This window comes from Tamlana carrageenivorans (assembly GCF_002893765.1).
In the GTDB taxonomy this organism is placed as follows: Bacteria; Bacteroidota; Bacteroidia; order Flavobacteriales; family Flavobacteriaceae; genus Pseudotamlana; species Pseudotamlana carrageenivorans.
In genome coordinates, this window is the sequence record NZ_CP025938.1 from 538,510 (window position 1) to 558,006 (window position 19,497).

A 19,497-nucleotide genomic window follows, 5' to 3' on the forward strand; every position below is an offset into this window, starting at 1 on the left:
AATAATTAAATAGATATATTATTATGACTAACACAGTTCAATTTAACACGGTAGAAAATTTTATCAAAAAATTAGCGGCAAACGGGGAGTTCCCTGTTGATACAGCAACAAAATTAAAAACAAGAGGTATTGTTTTAAGAGACAGCACCGATTTTGTACGTGCCGAAGTTCCTGCAACTATTTCAGGAGAAAAGAAATTATTAACAGCAAACGGAAAAAAACTTGCTGGGATTCAGTCTTTTGTAGGGCAATCGCTTGAAAAAGGACATAACCAAGTAATCTCTCATATTCGTTTGGGGTACGCTACCGATGCCGCTTCAGGAAAAGAAGCTGCATTAAAATATGTGAACGATGATGCTGGTGTACCTGCCGGATTAAAAAACGCTCAGTTAATCATTAAGCAAAACGGGAAAATCGTTGTTGACTTACCTGCAACTGATTTTATTGCTCCTGCTAAAGACGGAGATTCTTCTTTCGTTGCGTTAAGCGGTTTTGCAGTAATTAAAGAGGAAACACCTTTTGATATTGTATTAGATTTCCCTGAGGGAACTAACTTAGGAGCTGACAAGCACTATGTTGAAGTTTCTTTAAAAGGGATGGGTACTTTCGAGAGATAATACCAGTAAAAAAAAGAAATAATTACTAATAAAAGGCGCTGGTGTTTTTGCCTAGCGCCTTTTTTAATTCAATCAAAATGGCAAACGTAAAATATCAAAGACTAGAGGTTAAATATCCTATAGGAACAACCGCTGGTACAAAAAGAGATAATGAGATCACTTTAGATCCTGAAATGGATCGCGTTGTAGGTGTTGCAATGTACCCGATTTCAGATGGTGGCGTGACTGCTATTCGCTTAGGTTTAAGAGATTCCAGCGGAGAAATTCAAGAGCCTACTCACGAGGACGATTTTATAGACAAAGGTTTTGGAGGTTATTACGAAAGAAAAAAACCTTTAGACGTAGAGGCTAGAGGTCGTAAAATGTATGTTTCTGTAGAGATCCCTGCTGACCTTACGGCTGAACTTGCATTCGATCTTGTTTTTGTTCTTAAGAACGATTAATTAATTATCTATTAAAACTTACTTATGAATTATCCATTCCCTAAAGGGCAATTATTACCAACTCAATTTCTAAAAAACGGATCTGTAAAATTATTATGCACTTCTTTTTATGTTGAAAATTTGGGGGAATCCCCTGTTGAATTTTTAGGAAGAACTTTAGAAACAGGAGATAGTTTTACCGTGCCTTTTACGGGGGTGGTTTATGAGCAAAACGAATCGGTAAAATTTACAGGTTCAGAAACTCAAAGCATGGAATTGTATATTTTACAAACATTATCTGAAACATGTAACGCTTAATTATTATGAGAGACGGATATAAAGGCTTAGGGGTTTATAAGAAGCATTCAAGTAATAATGGCGGCAATAATGGCGACAGCAATCAGTCGTTAGCAACATCTAACGACGTAATAAGACTATCATTGCCAACAATAGGGGCTTCGGGGTTTGACGATGATGTTCCCGCTAAAATAGTAACCTATTTACAAAGTCAAAACAAAGACATAGACGAGTTAGAAATGCCAGTTGTTGAACTTGTTGAATATTTTATCAATTTTGACGTTACAGCTAATTGGATCGCTCGAAATGTTACAGACGAGGAGAGTTTTATTTCATTTTTAACGATAGGAGGAGAAGACAATTATTTTACAAACATTGAAATAAAAGGTTTTAATTTAAAAGATAATCGATTGACTTGTTTTTTAAAGGCAAACGGTGGTTATTTTTCTTTTTCATTTTTAGACGTTACGGAGTTTGTAAGCTCAGGAGATATAAATCTTACATATCTTAATATAGTTAATAGTCAATTAACGTATTTTACCCCTGTAAGTCTGCCCGAAACTTTAAGAAACTTGGTCTTATCTGACAATTTATTGACTGAACTTGACGAAAAAATACTCCCTATTGGGCTAGAAAAACTTTCATTAGAAAACAACAAATTTACCGAATTTGATCCCGCAACGCCTCTACCCGCAACATTGGAAGAACTATCTTTATCATATAACGAATTAACAGAGTTTAACCCCTCAATAATACTCCCGTCTTCTTTAGATAATCTGCGTGTATCAAACAACCAGTTAACCGAGTTCAACCCAACACACCCGCTGCCTGAAAATTTACGCACGCTATCTCTTTCAGGAAACGGGTTAACATCTTTTAATCCCTCTATTCCTCTACCTACAAGTTTAGTCAACTTGTTAATACACACTAATAATTTAACGGCAGCCAGTTACACAGAGGCGGAGGCTTGGGCTTCGATGCAGCCAGCTTTTACCAATACTTGTCATATCTATTTTAATGGCAATACAGACAGTATAACAGGAACGCAGCTCGAAGCTATATTGTTAACTAAAAATGTAAATATTATAGCGTAATGAGAAGACAAGTTTTTATAATAAACAATAAAAAAGCGACATCTTTTAGTCAGATTGTCTCGACGGATCTTTATTTGCTTTTAGATGAAAGCGCAGAGGAAAAACCCGCGCCAAACCTACAACAAACAACAGATTCGGGAAACCACACGACCAAAAGAATAGAGGCTGAGGGGTTTAAATTTAATCAATTACGTAGTGATACAGGATATACCTACAAACCTTTTATTCTTGGGCTTCATGTGTCTTTATCGGAAAAGGATTCCTTAGGTAATATGTATGGGTTTAGCAATAGCGACTTAGTTGTTTACAAGGTAAAACCTGATAAAACATATACCGTATATGCTGACCTTGTCGAAACAGCAGACAGATTCGTTATTGATCCTTTTGGCAATATTTATACTTTTAATGAAACAACCAAAATAATTAGAAAATACGACACTAACGGTTTATCATCAATACACGGAAATACGGGGTCTGAGCCTGCGGATATGGTTTGCGATCCTATGGGTAATTTATTTATTAGTGACGATACGGATAGGAATATTATTAAAATAGATACTAACGGGCAGTCCTCTATTTTTGTGGAAGATACTGACTGGTATGCTAGAGGACTTAATACAGATTCATTAGGAAATGTTTATTATAAAAATGGAGCAACAGAAATAATTTACAAGATTACCCCTGACGGGCAGTCCTCCGTTTTTCTAAGCAGCGCTAGCTCTTCTATTTATTCTTTTAATATAGATGTTTATGATAATTTTTATTTATTCATAGGTTATAATCTCCATAAGTTTACCCCTGACGGCACGTTAATATCTGTTTTCCCTGTGCCTTTTTATCCTTACGATGGGGATTTTGAAATAACCCCTGAGGGAGTTGTTTTCGCCTTTAACTCCTACTATCTTGATCTATTAATTATTTCCCCTACGGGAGTAATAAGAACTGAATCTCGTAATTATACTAACGATAACGGGGATTTGTTTGCAATTTATAGAAGTTCCTTCTCAAACGGAAAAGGGATTGTTTGCGTTAACTCCTCTGAGGGAATTCTTGAAATTAGTCTTAGAAAAGCTCTTTTAACTCTAGATGAAAAAGGAAACGTAACTGTTAATAATGATTTAGAAATTGCTGGAGGAGTTGCCAATTTACCTTTTTCAACACCTGAAAAAATTATTGGAGATAAAAGTGTTGTTACAAGGGAGTTTTTAGAAAAATATTATAAAAGAAATCATATAAGGTTCTACGATTTTGCTTGTGGAAGCCGAGTAGATGATTTAGAACTAGGGAAAATTCATGCTCAAAGACTAATGAGGAAATTATGGAATTGCTCTTCTTTTGATTTTTCGGTAGAGGAAGCTCCTTTGGGTAGCGATATAATTATAGACGTTAGGCTTAACGACAGCTCTATTTTTGATGTTCTCCCTATTATCAAGGACGGAACATTCTCTACTTTATCAAATCCAGTTGCGGTTTTTAAAAACGAGAATTTCCTCAACGTAATTGAACCTACGGTTTTAGTTAGCGTACATATCCTTCAGGTAGGGTCTGTTTTCGCAGGAAAAAATTTAAGAGGACAAATAACGCATAAGCCTCATGGAGACTTCGGTAACAACTAATTATTACAGATACAAGCAGGAATAAAAACAAAAACAACATGACGGCAATACAGCAAATAGCAAATAAAATCGATTCAGAAAATTGGGCGTTCACTCTCTATCAAACAAAGCCTGAGCAAAAAAGACTAGCGCACCATGCCTGCGACTTGGAAAATACGGCTGAATTTATTTCAAACCTAGTTAAAGAAAATAATTCAGAGGAAATTCAAATCGTTCCTGAAAAAAAGAACGGAAGTTCTTACAAGCAAGGTTTCGCAAAAACCATTACTATCAATTTTAAAAAAACAGAAATGAACAACAGGAACAACAATCAAGACAATAGTTTTGCCGCTTTAGCTGGGCTGCAAAGTATGGGATTAAACATTGCAGAAGTTTTTTCGGCAAAAGACAAGGCTACCGAGTTAACCGAAGCAAAAAGCAAAATAAGCTTTTTAGAAGATCGCGTAAAAACCCTAGAGTTCGATAACATGAAGCTTGAAAACAAGTTGGAAATGCAAGAACTTAAAAAGAACAGCGAGAGCAAATTTTTAGAGCTTGCAAAGTCTCCGCAGCTTTTAGGTGTTTTATCTTCTATTTTATCTAAAAACAGCGCTCCTGCTCCTGCTGCATTAGGAACTCCTGTAGAGCAAAAAGAGCTTGATCCTAAAATTAAATATGTAGTTAATTATTTAGAGCTTGAAACAACCCCCGAAGCTTTTAAAGATTTCTTGATTTATATGATTAAAGCCCACCAGCACGAAAACGCTCCTGAAATAACACAGGATATCATCGAAATATTAGTAAACAACAACATCATTAAAACAGAACAGCAAAAAGAAAATTAAAAATGGTAACAATTACAAACTCAGCAGACCTTACAGACGAAATTAACAGAGCTAACCACTTACAAGCCATCGAAAAAAAGGCTACAACTGCTCAGCTCGAAAAATTAGCAAAACTAACTAACGATCCTGAAATGGTTGCTATGTTAGACGCTTTAGATATTTAATAACCTTTAAATTATATTTACTATGATAATCGATTTCGATTCAAAACCCGAATTAACACCTGTTTTTAAGATAGCTCCCGACGTTTTCACAAAAAAACCTATAATTATTGAGGAAAGAAAAGAACTTGTAAAAGCACCTGTTATTAAGACAGCCCCCGACGTTTTCACAAAAAAGCCTATAATTATTGAGGAAAGAAAAGAAATTGTAAAAGCACCTGTTATTTCATCCGAAGCAATAAAGGAGGTTAGTGAAAAACATTCTTTTTTAACCCCTTCAAAATCATTAAAACCACAAGAGCGCTCTTGCCAATGCTCTAATAAAAAGAAATACCTCATTTTTACAGGCCTTTTCTTAGGTGGTTTAATTATTGGCAAAAATATTTAACCATGAAAACAAGCGCATTATTACTTAAAAATTCAGGGAAAGCGAAAGTGATAGGAATTACTACATTTATAATGCTGGTAACGCTTTACCTCGTTTACAGGCGTGGAAAGTCGCAAGGTATAAAAGAGGAAAACACAAAAATAATCCCTGTGCCTTTACCTGACATAAATTATGACAAAGGTGTGACTGAGGATGTTGCAAAACGTGTAAGGTTCTACTCCTTAAGCTTGTTTGAGGATTTAACCGAAATATTTGGTTTAAGAGATACAGATATTTACAAACGTTTATCGGCTGAGAGTGACAATGTTCTTATATCTGTTTACAACGATTTTAACAACCTTTATGGAAAAGAAGAAAAAGGATCGCTAACGAAATGGATTCAAGATGAACTCATTCAAACAAGCGCAATGAAGAGCGTTTTAGATCGATTTTTAAACTTAAACTTGAAATAATGTTGAATTTCACCCCTTTTGCTGAAACAGCCTGTGAAACCTTGGAAAAGCTAAGATCTAAAGGCGTTGTTGACGGCTCGGAATATATGAACTCATTACAGGCTAGTTGCGACCAAAAAACAGCCGCAGCACAGCAGGCGCAAACCAACGAGAAAAGCGCTAAAAACACAACGCTCATGCTTGTTGGTGGTTCTGTGTTCGTGGCGCTTTTAACAGGGATAATCATTTATAAAAGAAAAAACTAATGTTAATAAAAGGAAGATTACAAGATATTTACGGAAACCCATTACCTGAGGCTCATATTTTAGTAGGTAACAACGGAACTACAGCCAATGAAAACGGAGAATTTGAAATATCTGCAAATGAAAACGACGTGGTTAAGTTTTCTTATTTAGGCATGGAAACGCATGTTACAACAGCATCGGAAATCGAACCTGTAACCATTTTGCAGGACACAGCTATCGGTTTAGATCCTACTATAATAACAAACAAACCAACAGTAGAAAAAACACCGTTTTGGAAAACTACAGCCTTTAAAATAGGCGTGGGCGCTTTTATTATTGCTATTATTTACTTAGCAGCTAAAAATCGAAAATCCACAGAAACGAATTACGCTTCGGTAGATTTATAATCCCTTTTTTAATGTTTCGGGTGTGTGGCTTAAAACATTAAAAAAATGGCAAATTATAATCAAGCAATACCCTTTATTTTAAAACATGAAGGCGGCTTCCAAAAACACCCAAACGATAAAGGTAACTATAACAGTTTAGGTCAACTGGTAGGAACAAACTACGGCATTTCTGCTCCTGTACTGGAAAGATGGAAAGGCTACCCACCAAGTGAAAGCGACATGCGTAATTTATCGCTAACCGAATCAAAAGAAATTTACAAGCAATATTTTTGGAGGCCTATTTGGGGCGATGCTATTTTAGATCAAGATGTAGCTAATATCGTTTTTGACCACTCCGTTAATGCTGGTACTGGAAATGGCGCTAGACTGGTACAAAGAACCCTTAATAAACTCGGACACTCCTTAACGGTTGATGGCGCTATCGGAAGCAAAACCATAGCAGCCCTAAACGCTACCGATCCGCATTTTTTCTTTTACGCTTTTAAAGAAGCAAGGGTAAGTTATTATAATAAAATTTCAGGAGGAAGAAACTCCGTTTTTTTAAACGGCTGGTTAAACCGTGTTTCTCACTTTGAAAAAAAAAAGTAATTAAAGTTGCTGGAATTGCAGCGGCTTCAATATTACTAATTTCTATAATTGCTTATTCTCACTATAATGATAAAAAAAATTAAAGATATTATTGTTGTAGCGCTTATAGTTCTTATCTCATTTGGGGCTTATATGGGCGTTAACAACATTTTAAAAAGGGCTTCCGACTACCAAAAGTCGAAAACCAAAACAGAATACAAAACCGAATATAAGACGCATTTTGTTGATTCATTGCTAGTTGTTGTCGATTCTCTTACCGTTCAAGTTGATAGTCTGAACGGTAAAGAGAATCAAATTATTTACGTGCCTCAGGACGTTGATACGGTATTTATTATTAAGCAATATTATTCACGAATAAAACAAAGCGTAAAGCATCGGGATTCTAATTTATATGTAAACTTCAATTTCGATTTGCATAAAAATAGGGTGGAACTCCCCAAATTAGAATACAAGATTTTAAAACCCACTACCTTAATCAAGCAAGTTCCTAGAGTTAGAAATCAATACTTTTTAGGCGCTTCATTCGGAAGCTCCATAAACGGTATAGATGCCATTACTCCCGAAATCATGCTTGTAAAAGAAACCCACGCTTTAAAACTGGGTTACAATCTTTTAGACAAGGATTTAAACTTTCACTTAGGATATTATTTTAAAATCAGATAAAATGAACCAAACCATTATCACTTACATTACAGCCATTGGAGGATCAACCTTGTTAAGTTCCTTTGTTACTCACTTTATCACAAAACGCAAATACAACATTGAAGCTGACGGCATAGAAATAAGAAACCTTAAAGAATCTATCGGGGCTTATCAGGAAATTATATCTGACCTACGAAAACACGTTGATTACCTCGAAAAGCAACAAATTCAAATGCGTGAAGAGTTTAACACTCGATTGAGTGAAATAAATTCTAAAGGATTCCTTACAAACAGATAAAAAACAAATCATGAAATATTTATTACTAGCAATACCAGCACTTTTAATTTATAGCAGCTACAACAAGATGCAAAAAATTAAAAAACTTATAGAAAATTTAGAAGTAAAACTTACTAAGATTTATCATGTGAAAGTTCAGCTTTTAAAAAAGCAGATTACTTTTTTAGCCGATATTTCTATTATTAACACACAAAAAGAAGCTCTTAATGTTGAAACTATCGGGCTTGTAACGCTTAAACGTGTTTTGTTTTATGATACAAACAGCGCTTTAATAGGGGAAGGTATTATAAACATTAGTTCTGTAACCATCGACCCTAATAAAAACCTAGAGCTTAAAAGCATCCCTTTTACTGCAAATATGGCTACGGGGCTAACAAAGCTTCAAAGCTTTTTAAAGAATCCTGAAAGTCAAGACGTGTTTATTGAACTGGAACTAGAGGCGTTTAATAAAGTATATAAAACAAGACTGTAGACATGGATATAATTTACAACAACATCATTAAGGAATACAACAGTTTAGAGGGGAAAATATATCTGTATCAGATTTACAGGTGTTAATTGATAAAGCCGAAAAAAACAACGTGGAAAACGTTTATACTAAGCTTAAAAAATTACTGTCCGATCATCCCGAAAAAAAAGGTTTTTACTTTAATTCTGTATCGAAATTAGATGCTTCACAAGATTTTGCAGCTTTAGGTATTCCTTATTTGAGTGCGGCAATGGAAAACGATCTCGGAACAACCGAAGCCGAAGGACTGGGCGCTAAAATATCCAATGAGGATATTTACAAAATGATAACCAACAAGTTTATCAAAATTATTGACGAAAGCGGGCATTTACCTTGGCAAACAGGAATTAACAACACTACCGAAGCGCCTTTCTCTTTCGCAGATTTACCAATGAATTACCAATCGGGAAAATACTACAGCGGTATTAATGCGCTGGTATTATCTATGTATCGTTACCACACAGATGAAACAAGAGGTAAAATACATATAAACAGCAACGGAGAACTTGAAGAAGGCATTACCGAGCCTATAACCGATGATCGTTTATTTTGGCTAACCTTTAAGCAAATTAAAGAAGCTAATGGAAAGCTGAAAAAAGGTTCACTATCTCAACAAGCGGTTTACTACAATTTCATATACACTTATGAAGGCAAAAAGATTACCGAAAAGCGATATAATCAATTAAAAAAGCAATTAGGCTGTGAAAAAAATTCAAGTCCTGAGTGTGCTAATTTGCGCAGAATTGGGTTTTTAAAATATTACAATGTATTTAATGAACGTGATATTGAAAATATTGATTTTGAAGCTAAAAGAGCCGAATTAAAAGAAAAATCAAAAAGCATTAAAACTTCGGAAAAACGAATATTAGCAGCCGATTTGGTGCTTAAACACATGCCAAATAAGCCGAAATTTGAAACCTTATTTTTAGATTTAGACAAAGGATCGTCACCACATTACAACCCGAATACAGATACCGTTGTTATGCCTTTAAAATCACAGTTTGACAACGTTGAAAACTGGTACGGTATTGCATTTCATGAATTGATACACGCTACAGGTCATGAAAAAAGAACAAATAGACGAAACTTAAAAGGTTTCGAGCGGGGTGAAAAGTGGGGTGATTCTCAGTACGCCTTAGAAGAGTTAGTGGCTGAAATTGGAGCGATATTTTTAAATGCCGAAAGCGGTATCATGCTTGCCAATCTTAAAAACAATGCAGCATACATTAAAGGCTGGTCTAAGAGCGTTAAAAAGGAGCTGCAAGACAATCACAAGGCTATTTTTAAAGCCGCAGCACAAAGCCAAAAAGCAGCCGATTACATTTTAAATCGTGATAAAAATGGAGATCCCGCCTACTGGAAAGAGTTTGACAAAATTTCAGAAGAAATAAAGGCAAAGGGTAAAGCTCAAAAAGGTAATAAAAAGCAACTTATTGAAAGCCTTATCAGTCCTGAAAAATTAACAGACAAACAAATCGAACAGATTTTTAAAGAGTATGCCGCAGATATTCTGTGGAGCAAGGAGATTAACGATTATGTTAAAGAAGTTCATAACGAAAAAATTAACAGGTCAAAAAAAGAGGAAAAACAAGAAAACAACTATCCTTTTAGTTTAGATGATATTCCTTATGAAACAGGAAGAAGAGCGCATCTAAATACGTCTTTTTATCCTGAAAAAAGAGCGAAACAAGAACAGAAATACTACTTTAATGATCTTAAGCAAATATTCGACAAATATCATAGCGAAGCAGTAAAAAAAGGCTTAGAGGATAAGTTTAATAACTTGTTTTCAAAATTTCAAGCAGGATTTTTAAAACGTCGTATTAGCGAACTGCAATCACGATCACGAATTGCAAGTACGATGATAACAGGTGGATCAGGCTTTAATGTCAGACGAAATGAGAAAGCTAACAACGTTCATAAAAGCAAACTAAAAGAAACGGCTCACTATTACGAAAAATACCAAAAATATTTTGATGATTTAATTTTTCCATCCCAAAAACCTATTAAAACAGGAAAAAAGGGATCTTTAGAAAAACTAGAGGAAAAACTTAAAACCCTAGAGGAAAAACACGCCTTGATGAAAAAAGGCAATGCTAAAATTAGACAGCTACAAAAGAAAGGTTTAACTCCTTTAGAATTAATTACCGAATACGAAAAATACCTTGTTGAAATTGGTTTTTCTAAGAAGGAGGTTGAAAGTATTGTGAATCTATCCAAGAGAGAAGAAAAACTAATGTATTTACCGTTTCATCTGCAAAATTCAAACGCCAAAATAAGAACGGTTAAGGAGCGTATTAAGATGGAAAAAAGGCTGAAAGAACAAGCCAAAAAAGCCGATGAAACGGGCGAAACCAAGGAGATTAAATTTAAAGGCGGTGTTATAATTAATGATTTTTCTGATAACCGTGTAAAAATTGATTTTGACGAAAAGCCGAGTTTAGAAATTAGAAATTTTTTAAAGAAAAGCGGGCATCGTTTCAAGTGGTCGCCTTATAACAAAGTTTGGCAAAGACAATTAAACACTTATTATTCTTTAAATAGAAAAGAATTATATGAGTTTCTAGACGTTGAAACGCCAACACCTGAGCCTCCTAAGCCAACCAAAAAACAACCCGAACCAAAACAAGACGAAAAGGGGCAACTGGCTTTATTTGGATTAAAAGGTAAAAGCAACGACAGCCTATTTAACAAACAAATTTTAAAGGCTGCGCAAAAAGGATATAAGCTAGAAACGATCTTCAATTTAGGAAATCCAAAACATGAACTAAAAAAACATATTGAAGATTTTGAAATAACCATGAATGGCTATGTTTTGAGCAAAGCAATGAAACAGACAAAAGATCATTGTTTAAACTGGGGTAATTTTATTGATTTGCCTGAATACTTAAACAAACCGCATGCCATTTTTAAGAGTAAAACTAAAGGTTATGTTGTCCTAACTGAAATTAAGGACATTAATAAAAAGCCTATAATGGTAGCCTTGCATATCCATAAAAACAAGCAATCTACACGGATAGCTAGTTTATATACTAGAAATTCTTTTGATAGTTATAAAAAATGGATAGATGAAAAATTACTTTTATTTGTAGATAGAAAAAGTGAGCTATTTTCATACGCTACGGCTACAATTGCTGTCACGGAAAATAACTCACAAAGCAAAATTACAACAAAAAGCGGACAAAACAAAAATAGATCTGCTATCAAATACGATAAAGCAGCTATGGAGCAACTAAAAGCCGATCATAATGTAAGTTTCGATTTTATAAGAAAATCTATTAACGGTATTAGAAAAAGCACTACAGCCCTACTCATTAAAAAGGAATATAACGAACTGGTTAACGGCTCGAAAAATGGTTTAAACGGCTCAAATGATCCTGAAATTATTAAAGAAGTTCCCCAAGCTCCTACACAAACCATCGAGGTAAAAAAACCTGAACCAGTTGCAAATCCTCTTGTTTCTAAAATTAACCATGAAAGTACGGTTAATGAATTTTTTGAAATTGGCGGAGACATAGGCGAATTTTTAGGAGATATTGAAATAAAACCCGTGGGAAGCGTTGCATGTACCATAGACGCGGAACAAGGCGCAGGAAAAACACGTTTCACCTTCCAAATAGCAAACGAATTAGCAAAGAAATACAAGGTTTTATTTATTAGCCTAGAGGAACACCCGCAAAGCGCTTTGTTTCAGGATAAAGTAAAACAGTACATTGAACCTAAAAACATGAATAATATTGATGCTATAGGCGATTTAGATCGTGGTAAGGAAAAACAGCTACTAGATAGCTTAATACCAAACTACGACGTTATAATTATAGATAGCTGGAATAAAATATTTGAAGCCTCTAAACTGGATTTCGATAACGACCTAAGAAAAGCCTACAACGGAAAATTGATTTTTGCCATTTTCCAGCGTACCGTTACAGGCGGCATGCGTGGCGGAACTAAGGCGGGTTTTGATGGGGATATTATTATGAAAGGTATAAAAGGCGACGATTTTAAAGAAAACGTAATTATCCATAACAAAAACCGCTACCAAAGTAAAAATTTAACTAAGCTTAGATACAACGTTTACCATCAAGAACTTGAAAAAACAGAAGCAAAAACCGAACCTATAAAGCAAGACGAAGCGCCTGTAAAAAACGACTTTTTAGAGTGGGATGATGCTATAATTACCATTGAATAATATTAAATTGCGTCCTTTATTTTAAAAATTACAACCAAATTTACATGAAACAATTAAAAAAAACGATGCTATACTTTTGTATGGTTATGGTATTATCCAGCAGCTTAACCTCTTGTATGACCACTAAAACAAGTGTAGGTCATTTTAAAGAAAAACAAGGGGATGAATACACCTATTCTAAAGGTAAACAGTTTTGGGTGTTTTGGGGTACTTTACCTATTGGGCGTACCAACGTAAACACACCAACCGACGGAGCTTGCGAAGTGGTTACAAGGTTTAACATTACAGATTTTTTAATTACAGGCTTAACCGCTGGTATTTTTAGTTCTTATACGATTAAAATTAAGGCTAAAAAAAATGCTGTAGCTACAGCTAATTAATGTTTATTAGTATGAATAGAAAAGCCCTCGTAATTGAGGGCTTTTTTAGTTGTAAAGGGTTATTTTACTTTGTTTTCAACCTACACTCATCTAAACGGGTTTCAAGCTCGAAAATTTTGTTTTCGGCAGCTTTATTTACTTCATCTTCTAGCTGGTCGGCAACAATAGCCATTTGAAGTTTTAACAGCTCGAAACCGCTGCAAAAAGCATCGGTAGCATCGGTAGCACGATGATCTTCATCACCCACCAACGAAGCACGCTGTAATAATTTTAATAATTGGTTTTGCAGTAAATAACCAGCATCGGTAACGTAGTTTAATAATTGGTTTTCCGATGGTGTTAATTCTCTTGTAATTTTGTTTTCAGGGTTTCGCATTTGAAAATAATTTAAAGATTAATAAAAAAAGAGCGTAGCTCCCTCTAAAGTTGCGAAACCCTCCGATTGGTAGAACCAAATGGAAATGAGAGAAACTACGCCTTTATGGTGTAATTCTGTTTATTTAAAATATTGTAATTGATTATTCTATCAATCAAAGAGTTTCGCAAGACAAACATACAAAATTTTTTTAAATTTTAAGAAATTTAAAAAAACACTACTTTTGTATAAAACAGTATTACCATGGCAGAAATAACTTTAAAATACGATGCTAGAAACAGTTTAGCTAAAAAAACCTTAGATTATATTTTAAAATTAGGTGTTTTTAAAAAAGTTACAGGCATAGACGAAGCTTTAGAGGACGAAAAAAAGGGGCGTGTTACCTCTCATGCTTCGGTTGATGATTATTTTAAAAAAATGAAGCTTAATTAATGTATAAACTTAGCACTACCAATCGTTTTGACAAAGACTTAAAACGGTGTTTAAAGCGAGGTTACGATTTAAAACAGCTAAAAGTAGTTCTTTTACTGCTAGAGAAAAAAGGAAGCTTACCTAAAAAATACAAACCCCACAAATTAAAAGGCAATTACGCTGGTTGCTGGGAATGCCATATAAAACCCGACTGGTTACTTGTTTGGAAACAAGACGATAATAAATTAACACTACTACTAACCAATACAGGTACACATAGCGACTTATTTAAGTAACCAGCTCATTCGCATCGCATTTAAAAACGATTTTATTGTTATGCCCTACCAGCCTATAATAAACGTCTTTAGTGTCGCTAACAAGCTGCGTAGAGCCTATCTCAGTATTGTACCACATTGAGGGCTGAGATTTAATTATTGTTACTTTTAACATTCTTTTCATTTTGTATTTTTTAAACTATAACAAAGCATATAATAAACCCTGCGGGTCGCTCAAACTTTATTATATGCGGGTGTTATTTATTCTCATAAATATTACCTGAAACATAAAATTGAAAATCCTCAAGATCAGATCCTAAAACAGTTCCATCTTTTTGGTCTTGACTATCCGTCATGTCGAGCATCCATCCCCCGTAAGTTTCGCACCAATAAACCTGCTCTGATTTATCGAATATGTCAATAGATGTCAAAATATCTCCCTCATAAATATCAACCCCTTTACAGTCTTTAAACCCTGTAAATTGCATAACCTTTATATCTTTATGCTCACAGTCGTAAGGTAGTAAAGCTCTATAAATCATTTTGTTTAAGGTTTTATCCCAAAATCGAAATTTAATTTCTCTATCCATAACCTAAAACGCAATAAAATAATAATAAGAACTACCAAAATCTTTAAAAACAGGGTGCTCCTTGGTTTTGTAAGGTCTAAAATGATGGCTTAAAAAATCGTGCTCGGTTTTAGTTACCTTTTGAAATAACGGTGTAGGAACCGGAAACACTTGCCTTGTAAATTTCATTTTATCGGGTTTTCGGTATCAAAAATGATATTATCGGGTTGTTTTAGAATTTTCATTGATTTTATTTTTAACAGTTTAAACAAGTGTAAAAGCCTAAGAAAAACAGATCACTAGGATCTATCTCTTTATAATTATGGCTAGGCTCTAGGTAAACTACACAGTAATTTTCCTGTCTTGAAATATGATTGATTTGATACGATCTATTAACGCCTGTGCGCAGCTCTCTATTAATGTGATCCTCGATAGCGTTAGCCGTTTCAAGATTTGTTGTAATTTCAATTAATCCCATTGCTTTCTAATTTTAGTGTAATCGTTAGAAAATGAAAGTCCATTCATGTAAGGGCTTGAATTAATATCGACATGGTAACGCATGTACTTTTTTACGATTTCGATAAACTTTTCGTTATTCTCTTCTTTTACAATATCGGCTACATTTATCGTGTCGTTAGGCAATAAGGTGTTTAAATACTTGTAAACCTGTGCCTCATATTCGTTTAAAGGCGGGGGATTTAGGGGTTTTGTTGCTGTGTTCATAATTATTGAGTGTGTGTGAAAATTAAAAGGGTTTAGGCTCTTCAACTGGTACAAGCTCGGAGGCGTTTAACCAGTCGCTTTTATGGTAAATATTGTACCGTCGCCTATGATCGTTATAAATAATTTCTTCCTCTGTAGATCCCACAACAATAGCCCACCTTACGGGTATTTTAAAGCGATTTTGCTTGTAGGTTTCCAGCTTAAACACATTTTTAAGCTTGTTTTTTAGCTCAGGTAGCTGAAATTTTCGAGAACGATTTTTGTTTATTTTCTCTAGTAAATATTCAGGGTGCATTTTAATTGTGTCTAGCGTATCAAAGCGGAAAAACATTTCTTTAATCGTATCTTCGATAGCCTTTTCAAGTGGCGATTTTGTAGCATCTTTTAACACGTGAAAATGATCGGTTAAAATATCCTGAGTATCGAACCAAAAACGATCTGAGCGTTTATGAAATATTTTTCTATTAGCGAGAAAATCCAAAAAAGCGGGGATCTCTTGTTTCATCTTTGCGTACAAATCGGGATCTTTATCCGCAGCAGCAATTTGAGGAACTTTAACAATGAAAAAACGGGTGTCCTCTTCCTCTATTTTCATTAAATTATCCTCGTCATTACTGGTCATGATTATTTTTCCGTAAAAAGGTATTTTCTTAAGATTTACCCCTTTATTTTCAAGCTGAGCCGTATTATCGGAAACCAGTTGCTTTAGCCTTTCTTTATTCTTTTTGGCTTCTACATTATCAGCACCCATAATGGCTTCATCTATACCGATAATGTATTTAGATATATAATGCGCATTAAAGTTGTTTTGAAACTGCGTATCGTTTAATACAACCGAGTTACCTTTGTACACCTCAGACAACCATTTTAAAACCGTTGTTTTTCCTGTACCTTGATCTTTACTTACCAAAATAGGAACAGGCAACATTTGCATAGGTATGCGGTATTGAATGGTTAAATAATCCAAAAACACGCTAAACTGGTCACCTTTTATATTATGCTCTGTAGCCGTATTAAAATCAATTGTCGCATTGCCGCCAAAAACATGTTTTAAGAATTTATATGTATTATCCCATTTACCCTTTTTAGCCTCGTAAGCCATTGGAGCGTACAGGTTGTAACTACTATGAATTTCCTGAACATGCTCACTAGTCCAATTCGGGTAAACGGTAAAAGCATCGTATTTTTTTACACCACTTAAAAAGCCTTTAAATTTACCGTAATCCATAACAATTTCACTCTTTGGATAAGGAACAATGTCGCGTTCTAGTTCGCCTAAATGGTTAGGATGATAAATAACCTTATACCAGTTGCCGCCAACTCTCATATAGTTATCTACGTCGTTATGCCATACAAATACAAGCTCTTCATAATTGTGATAGTAAATAGCATTATCGTACTTAAATTCTCTTTGCCCTATGTAGTCTTCGTAAACTTCATAAAAAGCCTTTACAGATGTAAGACCGAAATATTTTAACAATTGCCTGTTGTAGTCGGATTCTGTAATATTTTGAGTTGAAAAATAAGTACTAGCTTTAGTAAGCTTTAGTAAGTCTTTTAAAACAGCGTTTTCTTTACCTTTTAAGCTAACTAAAAGATCATCCAATCCTTTGCCTATATGGTTGAAATTACTTTGAATGTGGCTGAAATAAATAGCCTTAACTACTCCTTTAGTTAGTAGAGTATTAAAGGCTTGTCTTATGTTTTTAACAGAAAAATAAAAAGAAAATGGGCGCTCTTTTAGATCCTTATCTTTTTTCCAATTAACCGTTAATGTATCGGCATCGGTAAGAAATATTATATTTTCAACTTGGCATATTTCAATAAATTGCTCAATTTCAAAATGTAATATCTTTATTTTGTCGTTTTCGTGTTTTTCTTTATCATAAAAACCATGAATACTAGGAATACCAATAACATCAAAACCGTGCATTGCGCCTTTAAAAGCCTTAAATTCGCCCTCGGTAATTACTAAAGTTTCAATTTTAGTTTTATTGGCTATTTTGGTTAATATCTGCGGGGGAAAAAAGGGAAATAAACCGCTTCCGCTTGGCGACAAATATTTATTAACCTTACCAGTTGCATCGGGTTTCGGGTTTTTAAGTCTTGTACGAACAAAACGCTCCTCCCACTTATTGCCGTTTTTACGAAACTGCGCACGGTTGCCATGAATGTTAAAATAATTGATTAAAATATTGTCGTGCTGATCGGCTTCAAAAAAAACCTTTTCATCGATATTTTTAGAGCTTTTCGATTGAAATACATTAGATTTACTCGATATACCTAAAACCTTTAATCTATCTTTAAGGTATTGATTTTTAGTATTATTAGAATTAGTTTGGCTGTTATCACTCATTGAACTATATTCGTGTTAGAGGTGTGCTAGTTAGTATTGTACGTTTCTAATGGTGCTTAAAATAATAATAGGGTGTGTGTGAAAAACGCTTATTTTATTTAAAAGCGAACCGAAAAGAACCCGTTTTATCGGGTTTTTTTTATGCCCTTTTTTTCCTTTTCTAAATATTCTCTCTCAATCTCTTCAAATTCCGAAACAGGAAGTAACCTTTTTAATCGAGCAATCGAATAGAAATACTTTTCGCTAATTTGCTGTAAAGCAAAATCCCTCCTAATTTTCTGATGTATATGTAACTCGATATACATTTTGCGTGCCTTTTCTAATTTAATAGCCGATTTGGTTTTTGTTGAAGTCTCCATAAGGTGTGTGTGAAATTTTTGTGTTTAATAACTGGTTTCTACATGTCGGAAATTCTTAAGATTGAATTTTTTAAAGAACTCTTTAGGAGCGTCTGTGATAACAACCAAGTTTATAAGTTTAAAATCCAACAAATAACGAATGTGTTTTTCCTTGTACAATTCAGGAGCAAACTCTTCTATAATAATACAATCAATAGGCTCTTCTATTTTTTTTAAAACTCCCTTAAAAGCCTTTTTTAAATTGGGATGATTAAACCTTACGGTAACAGAATTAGAAGTTTCTGCAATTTTTTCTCCTAAAAAAGTTTTTCCTGAGCCTTGTTTTCCAGTGATGATAATGTTTTTCATTTTTTTGCCGTTGTCATTTAAAAGGTTAATTTTATACGTTTTAAGTGTTAAAATGTACGCATAAACGTATTTTTTGACATTACAAATGTAAAGAAAAAAAATACAAAAACAACTTTTTCGTAAAATAAAAAACATTGTGTATATAAAAAAACTAGCCAAAGAATTAAAGAATAAAGGAGTAGGAAAAAAGGAAATACCTGTAGATATAGGGGTTTCATACTCGTCTGTTTTAAATTATTTGAATGAAAAAAGGGTAATGCCTATTGACGTGTTTTTTAAATTAATTGACACCTACAATATTGACATACGTAATGTTTTGGATGAAAAATACTTTGAAAGCAGTTCATTTTTAACAGACGAAACCGAAAAATTAAAAAGAAAAATATTTGAATTAGAGATACGGCTTGATGAATGTAGGCGCAAAAATGATGATGATGATTTTCAAAGAGCCATTAGCTAAAATGACCATAGTTTAAACAAGATATATGAATTTTTTTAGAATGATAATGCCTTACGGCTTAGAAAAAAATGATCAAGGTGAATGGTTTGCTTTTAACAGGTACTATGAACCTTTAGGAACTCTACAGAAATACGTAAACATTACAGAACAGGAGCTGCAAGAATTAGCTTTTGATAAAGACAGTATTGCAATAAACGAAAATACAAACGAAATAGTAAGAGTATTTTTATTTAGAGACGGAACGAATCCTGCAAGATCTGTAGATACAAAAATCATAACAAAAGAGGAACAACAAAACTGGGATGAATATTTTAAGCGATTGCAAAAAATATGTCATTTTAAAATAAATGAATTATAAAAAAGAGGTTCAATTTTTAAGTAAAAAAGCAAAAATAAGAGTGTAAAACACTACAAAGCGAACGAAAATAAACACAAATAAGACTTGTTTTATTGTTTTTGTCTTGTTTTGTCTTGCTGAAAAATGAAAATAAGACAAAATAAGACATTTTAAAA

The 19,497-nt window shown here is 33.9% G+C and carries 29 protein-coding genes; 21 read left to right on the forward strand and 8 right to left on the reverse strand.

What is annotated here, in order from left to right:
• Positions 1-23: 23 nt before the first annotated feature.
• The 17 genes from C1A40_RS02345 (at position 24) to C1A40_RS02420 (ending at position 13,107) form a co-directional block, all read left to right on the forward strand.
• Positions 24-617 (forward strand): hypothetical protein, encoded by a 594-nt coding sequence (locus C1A40_RS02345; RefSeq protein WP_102994492.1) that lies wholly within the window; start codon positions 24-26, stop codon positions 615-617.
• Between the two features lie 77 nt (positions 618-694).
• Complete coding sequence (locus C1A40_RS02350; RefSeq protein ID WP_102994493.1) at positions 695-1,060, forward strand: hypothetical protein; 366 nt, start codon at positions 695-697, stop codon at positions 1,058-1,060.
• A 24-nt stretch (positions 1,061-1,084) separates the two neighbouring features.
• Positions 1,085-1,357, forward strand: coding sequence for a hypothetical protein (locus C1A40_RS02355; RefSeq protein WP_102994494.1), 273 nt, complete (start codon positions 1,085-1,087; stop codon positions 1,355-1,357).
• A 5-nt stretch (positions 1,358-1,362) separates the two neighbouring features.
• Entirely contained in the window at positions 1,363-2,430 is a 1,068-nt protein-coding gene (locus C1A40_RS02360) for a hypothetical protein (protein ID WP_102994495.1), read from the forward strand.
• Positions 2,430-4,046: an NHL repeat-containing protein gene (locus C1A40_RS02365; RefSeq protein WP_102994496.1), complete on the forward strand. Its 1,617-nt coding sequence runs from the start codon at positions 2,430-2,432 to the stop codon at positions 4,044-4,046. Before C1A40_RS02360 ends, C1A40_RS02365 begins: the two co-directional genes overlap by 1 nt.
• A gap of 38 nt (positions 4,047-4,084) precedes the next feature.
• Positions 4,085-4,870: a hypothetical protein gene (locus C1A40_RS02370; RefSeq protein ID WP_102994497.1), complete on the forward strand. Its 786-nt coding sequence runs from the start codon at positions 4,085-4,087 to the stop codon at positions 4,868-4,870.
• A gap of 2 nt (positions 4,871-4,872) precedes the next feature.
• Positions 4,873-5,034, forward strand: coding sequence for a hypothetical protein (locus tag C1A40_RS18070; RefSeq protein ID WP_158651245.1), 162 nt, complete (start codon positions 4,873-4,875; stop codon positions 5,032-5,034).
• Positions 5,035-5,056: 22 nt separating this feature from the next.
• Positions 5,057-5,419 (forward strand): hypothetical protein, encoded by a 363-nt coding sequence (locus tag C1A40_RS02375; RefSeq protein WP_102994498.1) that lies wholly within the window; start codon positions 5,057-5,059, stop codon positions 5,417-5,419.
• Positions 5,420-5,421: 2 nt separating this feature from the next.
• On the forward strand, positions 5,422-5,871 hold the full coding sequence (locus C1A40_RS02380) for a hypothetical protein (protein WP_102994499.1): 450 nt from the start codon (positions 5,422-5,424) through the stop codon (positions 5,869-5,871).
• Entirely contained in the window at positions 5,871-6,116 is a 246-nt protein-coding gene (locus C1A40_RS02385; protein WP_102994500.1) for a hypothetical protein, read from the forward strand. The genes C1A40_RS02380 and C1A40_RS02385 overlap by 1 nt, the downstream gene beginning before the upstream one ends.
• The gene (locus C1A40_RS02390; RefSeq protein WP_102994501.1) at positions 6,116-6,502 is read left to right on the forward strand and encodes a carboxypeptidase-like regulatory domain-containing protein; all 387 of its coding nucleotides are present in this window, start codon (positions 6,116-6,118) and stop codon (positions 6,500-6,502) included. The genes C1A40_RS02385 and C1A40_RS02390 overlap by 1 nt, the downstream gene beginning before the upstream one ends.
• A 45-nt stretch (positions 6,503-6,547) precedes the next feature.
• Positions 6,548-7,090 carry a glycoside hydrolase family 108 protein gene (locus C1A40_RS02395; RefSeq protein WP_102994502.1) on the forward strand — a complete coding sequence of 181 codons (543 nt, stop codon included), beginning with the start codon at positions 6,548-6,550 and terminating at the stop codon, positions 7,088-7,090.
• Between the two features lie 66 nt (positions 7,091-7,156).
• Complete coding sequence (locus tag C1A40_RS02400) at positions 7,157-7,753, forward strand: hypothetical protein (protein ID WP_102994503.1); 597 nt, start codon at positions 7,157-7,159, stop codon at positions 7,751-7,753.
• A gap of 1 nt (position 7,754) precedes the next feature.
• Positions 7,755-8,030, forward strand: coding sequence for a hypothetical protein (locus tag C1A40_RS02405; RefSeq protein WP_102994504.1), 276 nt, complete (start codon positions 7,755-7,757; stop codon positions 8,028-8,030).
• 10 nt (positions 8,031-8,040) lie between these two features.
• Entirely contained in the window at positions 8,041-8,502 is a 462-nt protein-coding gene (locus C1A40_RS02410) for a hypothetical protein (RefSeq protein ID WP_158651246.1), read from the forward strand.
• 109 nt (positions 8,503-8,611) lie between these two features.
• The gene (locus C1A40_RS02415; RefSeq protein WP_158651247.1) at positions 8,612-12,727 is read left to right on the forward strand and encodes a zincin-like metallopeptidase domain-containing protein; all 4,116 of its coding nucleotides are present in this window, start codon (positions 8,612-8,614) and stop codon (positions 12,725-12,727) included.
• A 44-nt stretch (positions 12,728-12,771) separates the two neighbouring features.
• Positions 12,772-13,107 carry a hypothetical protein gene (locus C1A40_RS02420; RefSeq protein ID WP_199287735.1) on the forward strand — a complete coding sequence of 112 codons (336 nt, stop codon included), beginning with the start codon at positions 12,772-12,774 and terminating at the stop codon, positions 13,105-13,107.
• Positions 13,108-13,171: 64 nt separating this feature from the next.
• On the opposite strand, the gene C1A40_RS02425 is transcribed toward C1A40_RS02420, so the two are convergent.
• A complete protein-coding gene (locus C1A40_RS02425; protein ID WP_102994507.1) occupies positions 13,172-13,483 on the reverse strand; it encodes a hypothetical protein in 312 nt (103 codons plus the stop codon).
• Between the two features lie 243 nt (positions 13,484-13,726).
• Here C1A40_RS02425 and C1A40_RS02430 point away from each other — a divergent pair, with 243 nt between their 5' ends.
• Together C1A40_RS02430 and C1A40_RS02435 are read left to right on the forward strand one after the other, a co-directional pair.
• Positions 13,727-13,915 (forward strand): hypothetical protein, encoded by a 189-nt coding sequence (locus tag C1A40_RS02430; protein ID WP_102994508.1) that lies wholly within the window; start codon positions 13,727-13,729, stop codon positions 13,913-13,915.
• Positions 13,915-14,190 (forward strand): type II toxin-antitoxin system RelE/ParE family toxin, encoded by a 276-nt coding sequence (locus C1A40_RS02435; RefSeq protein ID WP_102994509.1) that lies wholly within the window; start codon positions 13,915-13,917, stop codon positions 14,188-14,190. Before C1A40_RS02430 ends, C1A40_RS02435 begins: the two co-directional genes overlap by 1 nt.
• Positions 14,191-14,426: 236 nt before the next feature.
• On the opposite strand, the gene C1A40_RS02440 is transcribed toward C1A40_RS02435, so the two are convergent.
• The 7 genes from C1A40_RS02440 to C1A40_RS02465 all read right to left on the reverse strand — a co-directional run bounded on the left by C1A40_RS02440 (position 14,427) and on the right by C1A40_RS02465 (position 18,524).
• Positions 14,427-14,711 carry a YopX family protein gene (locus C1A40_RS02440; RefSeq protein WP_158651248.1) on the reverse strand — a complete coding sequence of 95 codons (285 nt, stop codon included), beginning with the start codon at positions 14,709-14,711 and terminating at the stop codon, positions 14,427-14,429.
• 51 nt (positions 14,712-14,762) lie between these two features.
• Positions 14,763-14,927, reverse strand: a complete 165-nt coding sequence (locus C1A40_RS18075; RefSeq protein WP_158651249.1) for a hypothetical protein — start codon at positions 14,925-14,927, stop codon at positions 14,763-14,765.
• Positions 14,928-14,994: 67 nt separating this feature from the next.
• Positions 14,995-15,216: a hypothetical protein gene (locus C1A40_RS02445; RefSeq protein WP_102994511.1), complete on the reverse strand. Its 222-nt coding sequence runs from the start codon at positions 15,214-15,216 to the stop codon at positions 14,995-14,997.
• A complete protein-coding gene (locus C1A40_RS02450; protein WP_102994512.1) occupies positions 15,207-15,461 on the reverse strand; it encodes a hypothetical protein in 255 nt (84 codons plus the stop codon). The genes C1A40_RS02445 and C1A40_RS02450 overlap by 10 nt, the downstream gene beginning before the upstream one ends.
• Positions 15,462-15,483: 22 nt before the next feature.
• On the reverse strand, positions 15,484-17,817 hold the full coding sequence (locus tag C1A40_RS02455; protein WP_102994513.1) for a DUF5906 domain-containing protein: 2,334 nt from the start codon (positions 17,815-17,817) through the stop codon (positions 15,484-15,486).
• Between the two features lie 125 nt (positions 17,818-17,942).
• Entirely contained in the window at positions 17,943-18,176 is a 234-nt protein-coding gene (locus C1A40_RS02460; protein ID WP_102994514.1) for a hypothetical protein, read from the reverse strand.
• 24 nt (positions 18,177-18,200) lie between these two features.
• Positions 18,201-18,524, reverse strand: a complete 324-nt coding sequence (locus C1A40_RS02465) for a P-loop NTPase family protein (protein ID WP_158651250.1) — start codon at positions 18,522-18,524, stop codon at positions 18,201-18,203.
• Between the two features lie 136 nt (positions 18,525-18,660).
• On the opposite strand from C1A40_RS02465, the gene C1A40_RS02470 reads away from it, so the two are divergent.
• Positions 18,661-18,984, forward strand: a complete 324-nt coding sequence (locus tag C1A40_RS02470; RefSeq protein WP_102994516.1) for a helix-turn-helix transcriptional regulator — start codon at positions 18,661-18,663, stop codon at positions 18,982-18,984.
• A gap of 25 nt (positions 18,985-19,009) precedes the next feature.
• Positions 19,010-19,342, forward strand: coding sequence for a hypothetical protein (locus C1A40_RS02475; RefSeq protein ID WP_158651251.1), 333 nt, complete (start codon positions 19,010-19,012; stop codon positions 19,340-19,342).
• Positions 19,343-19,497 lie beyond the last annotated feature (155 nt).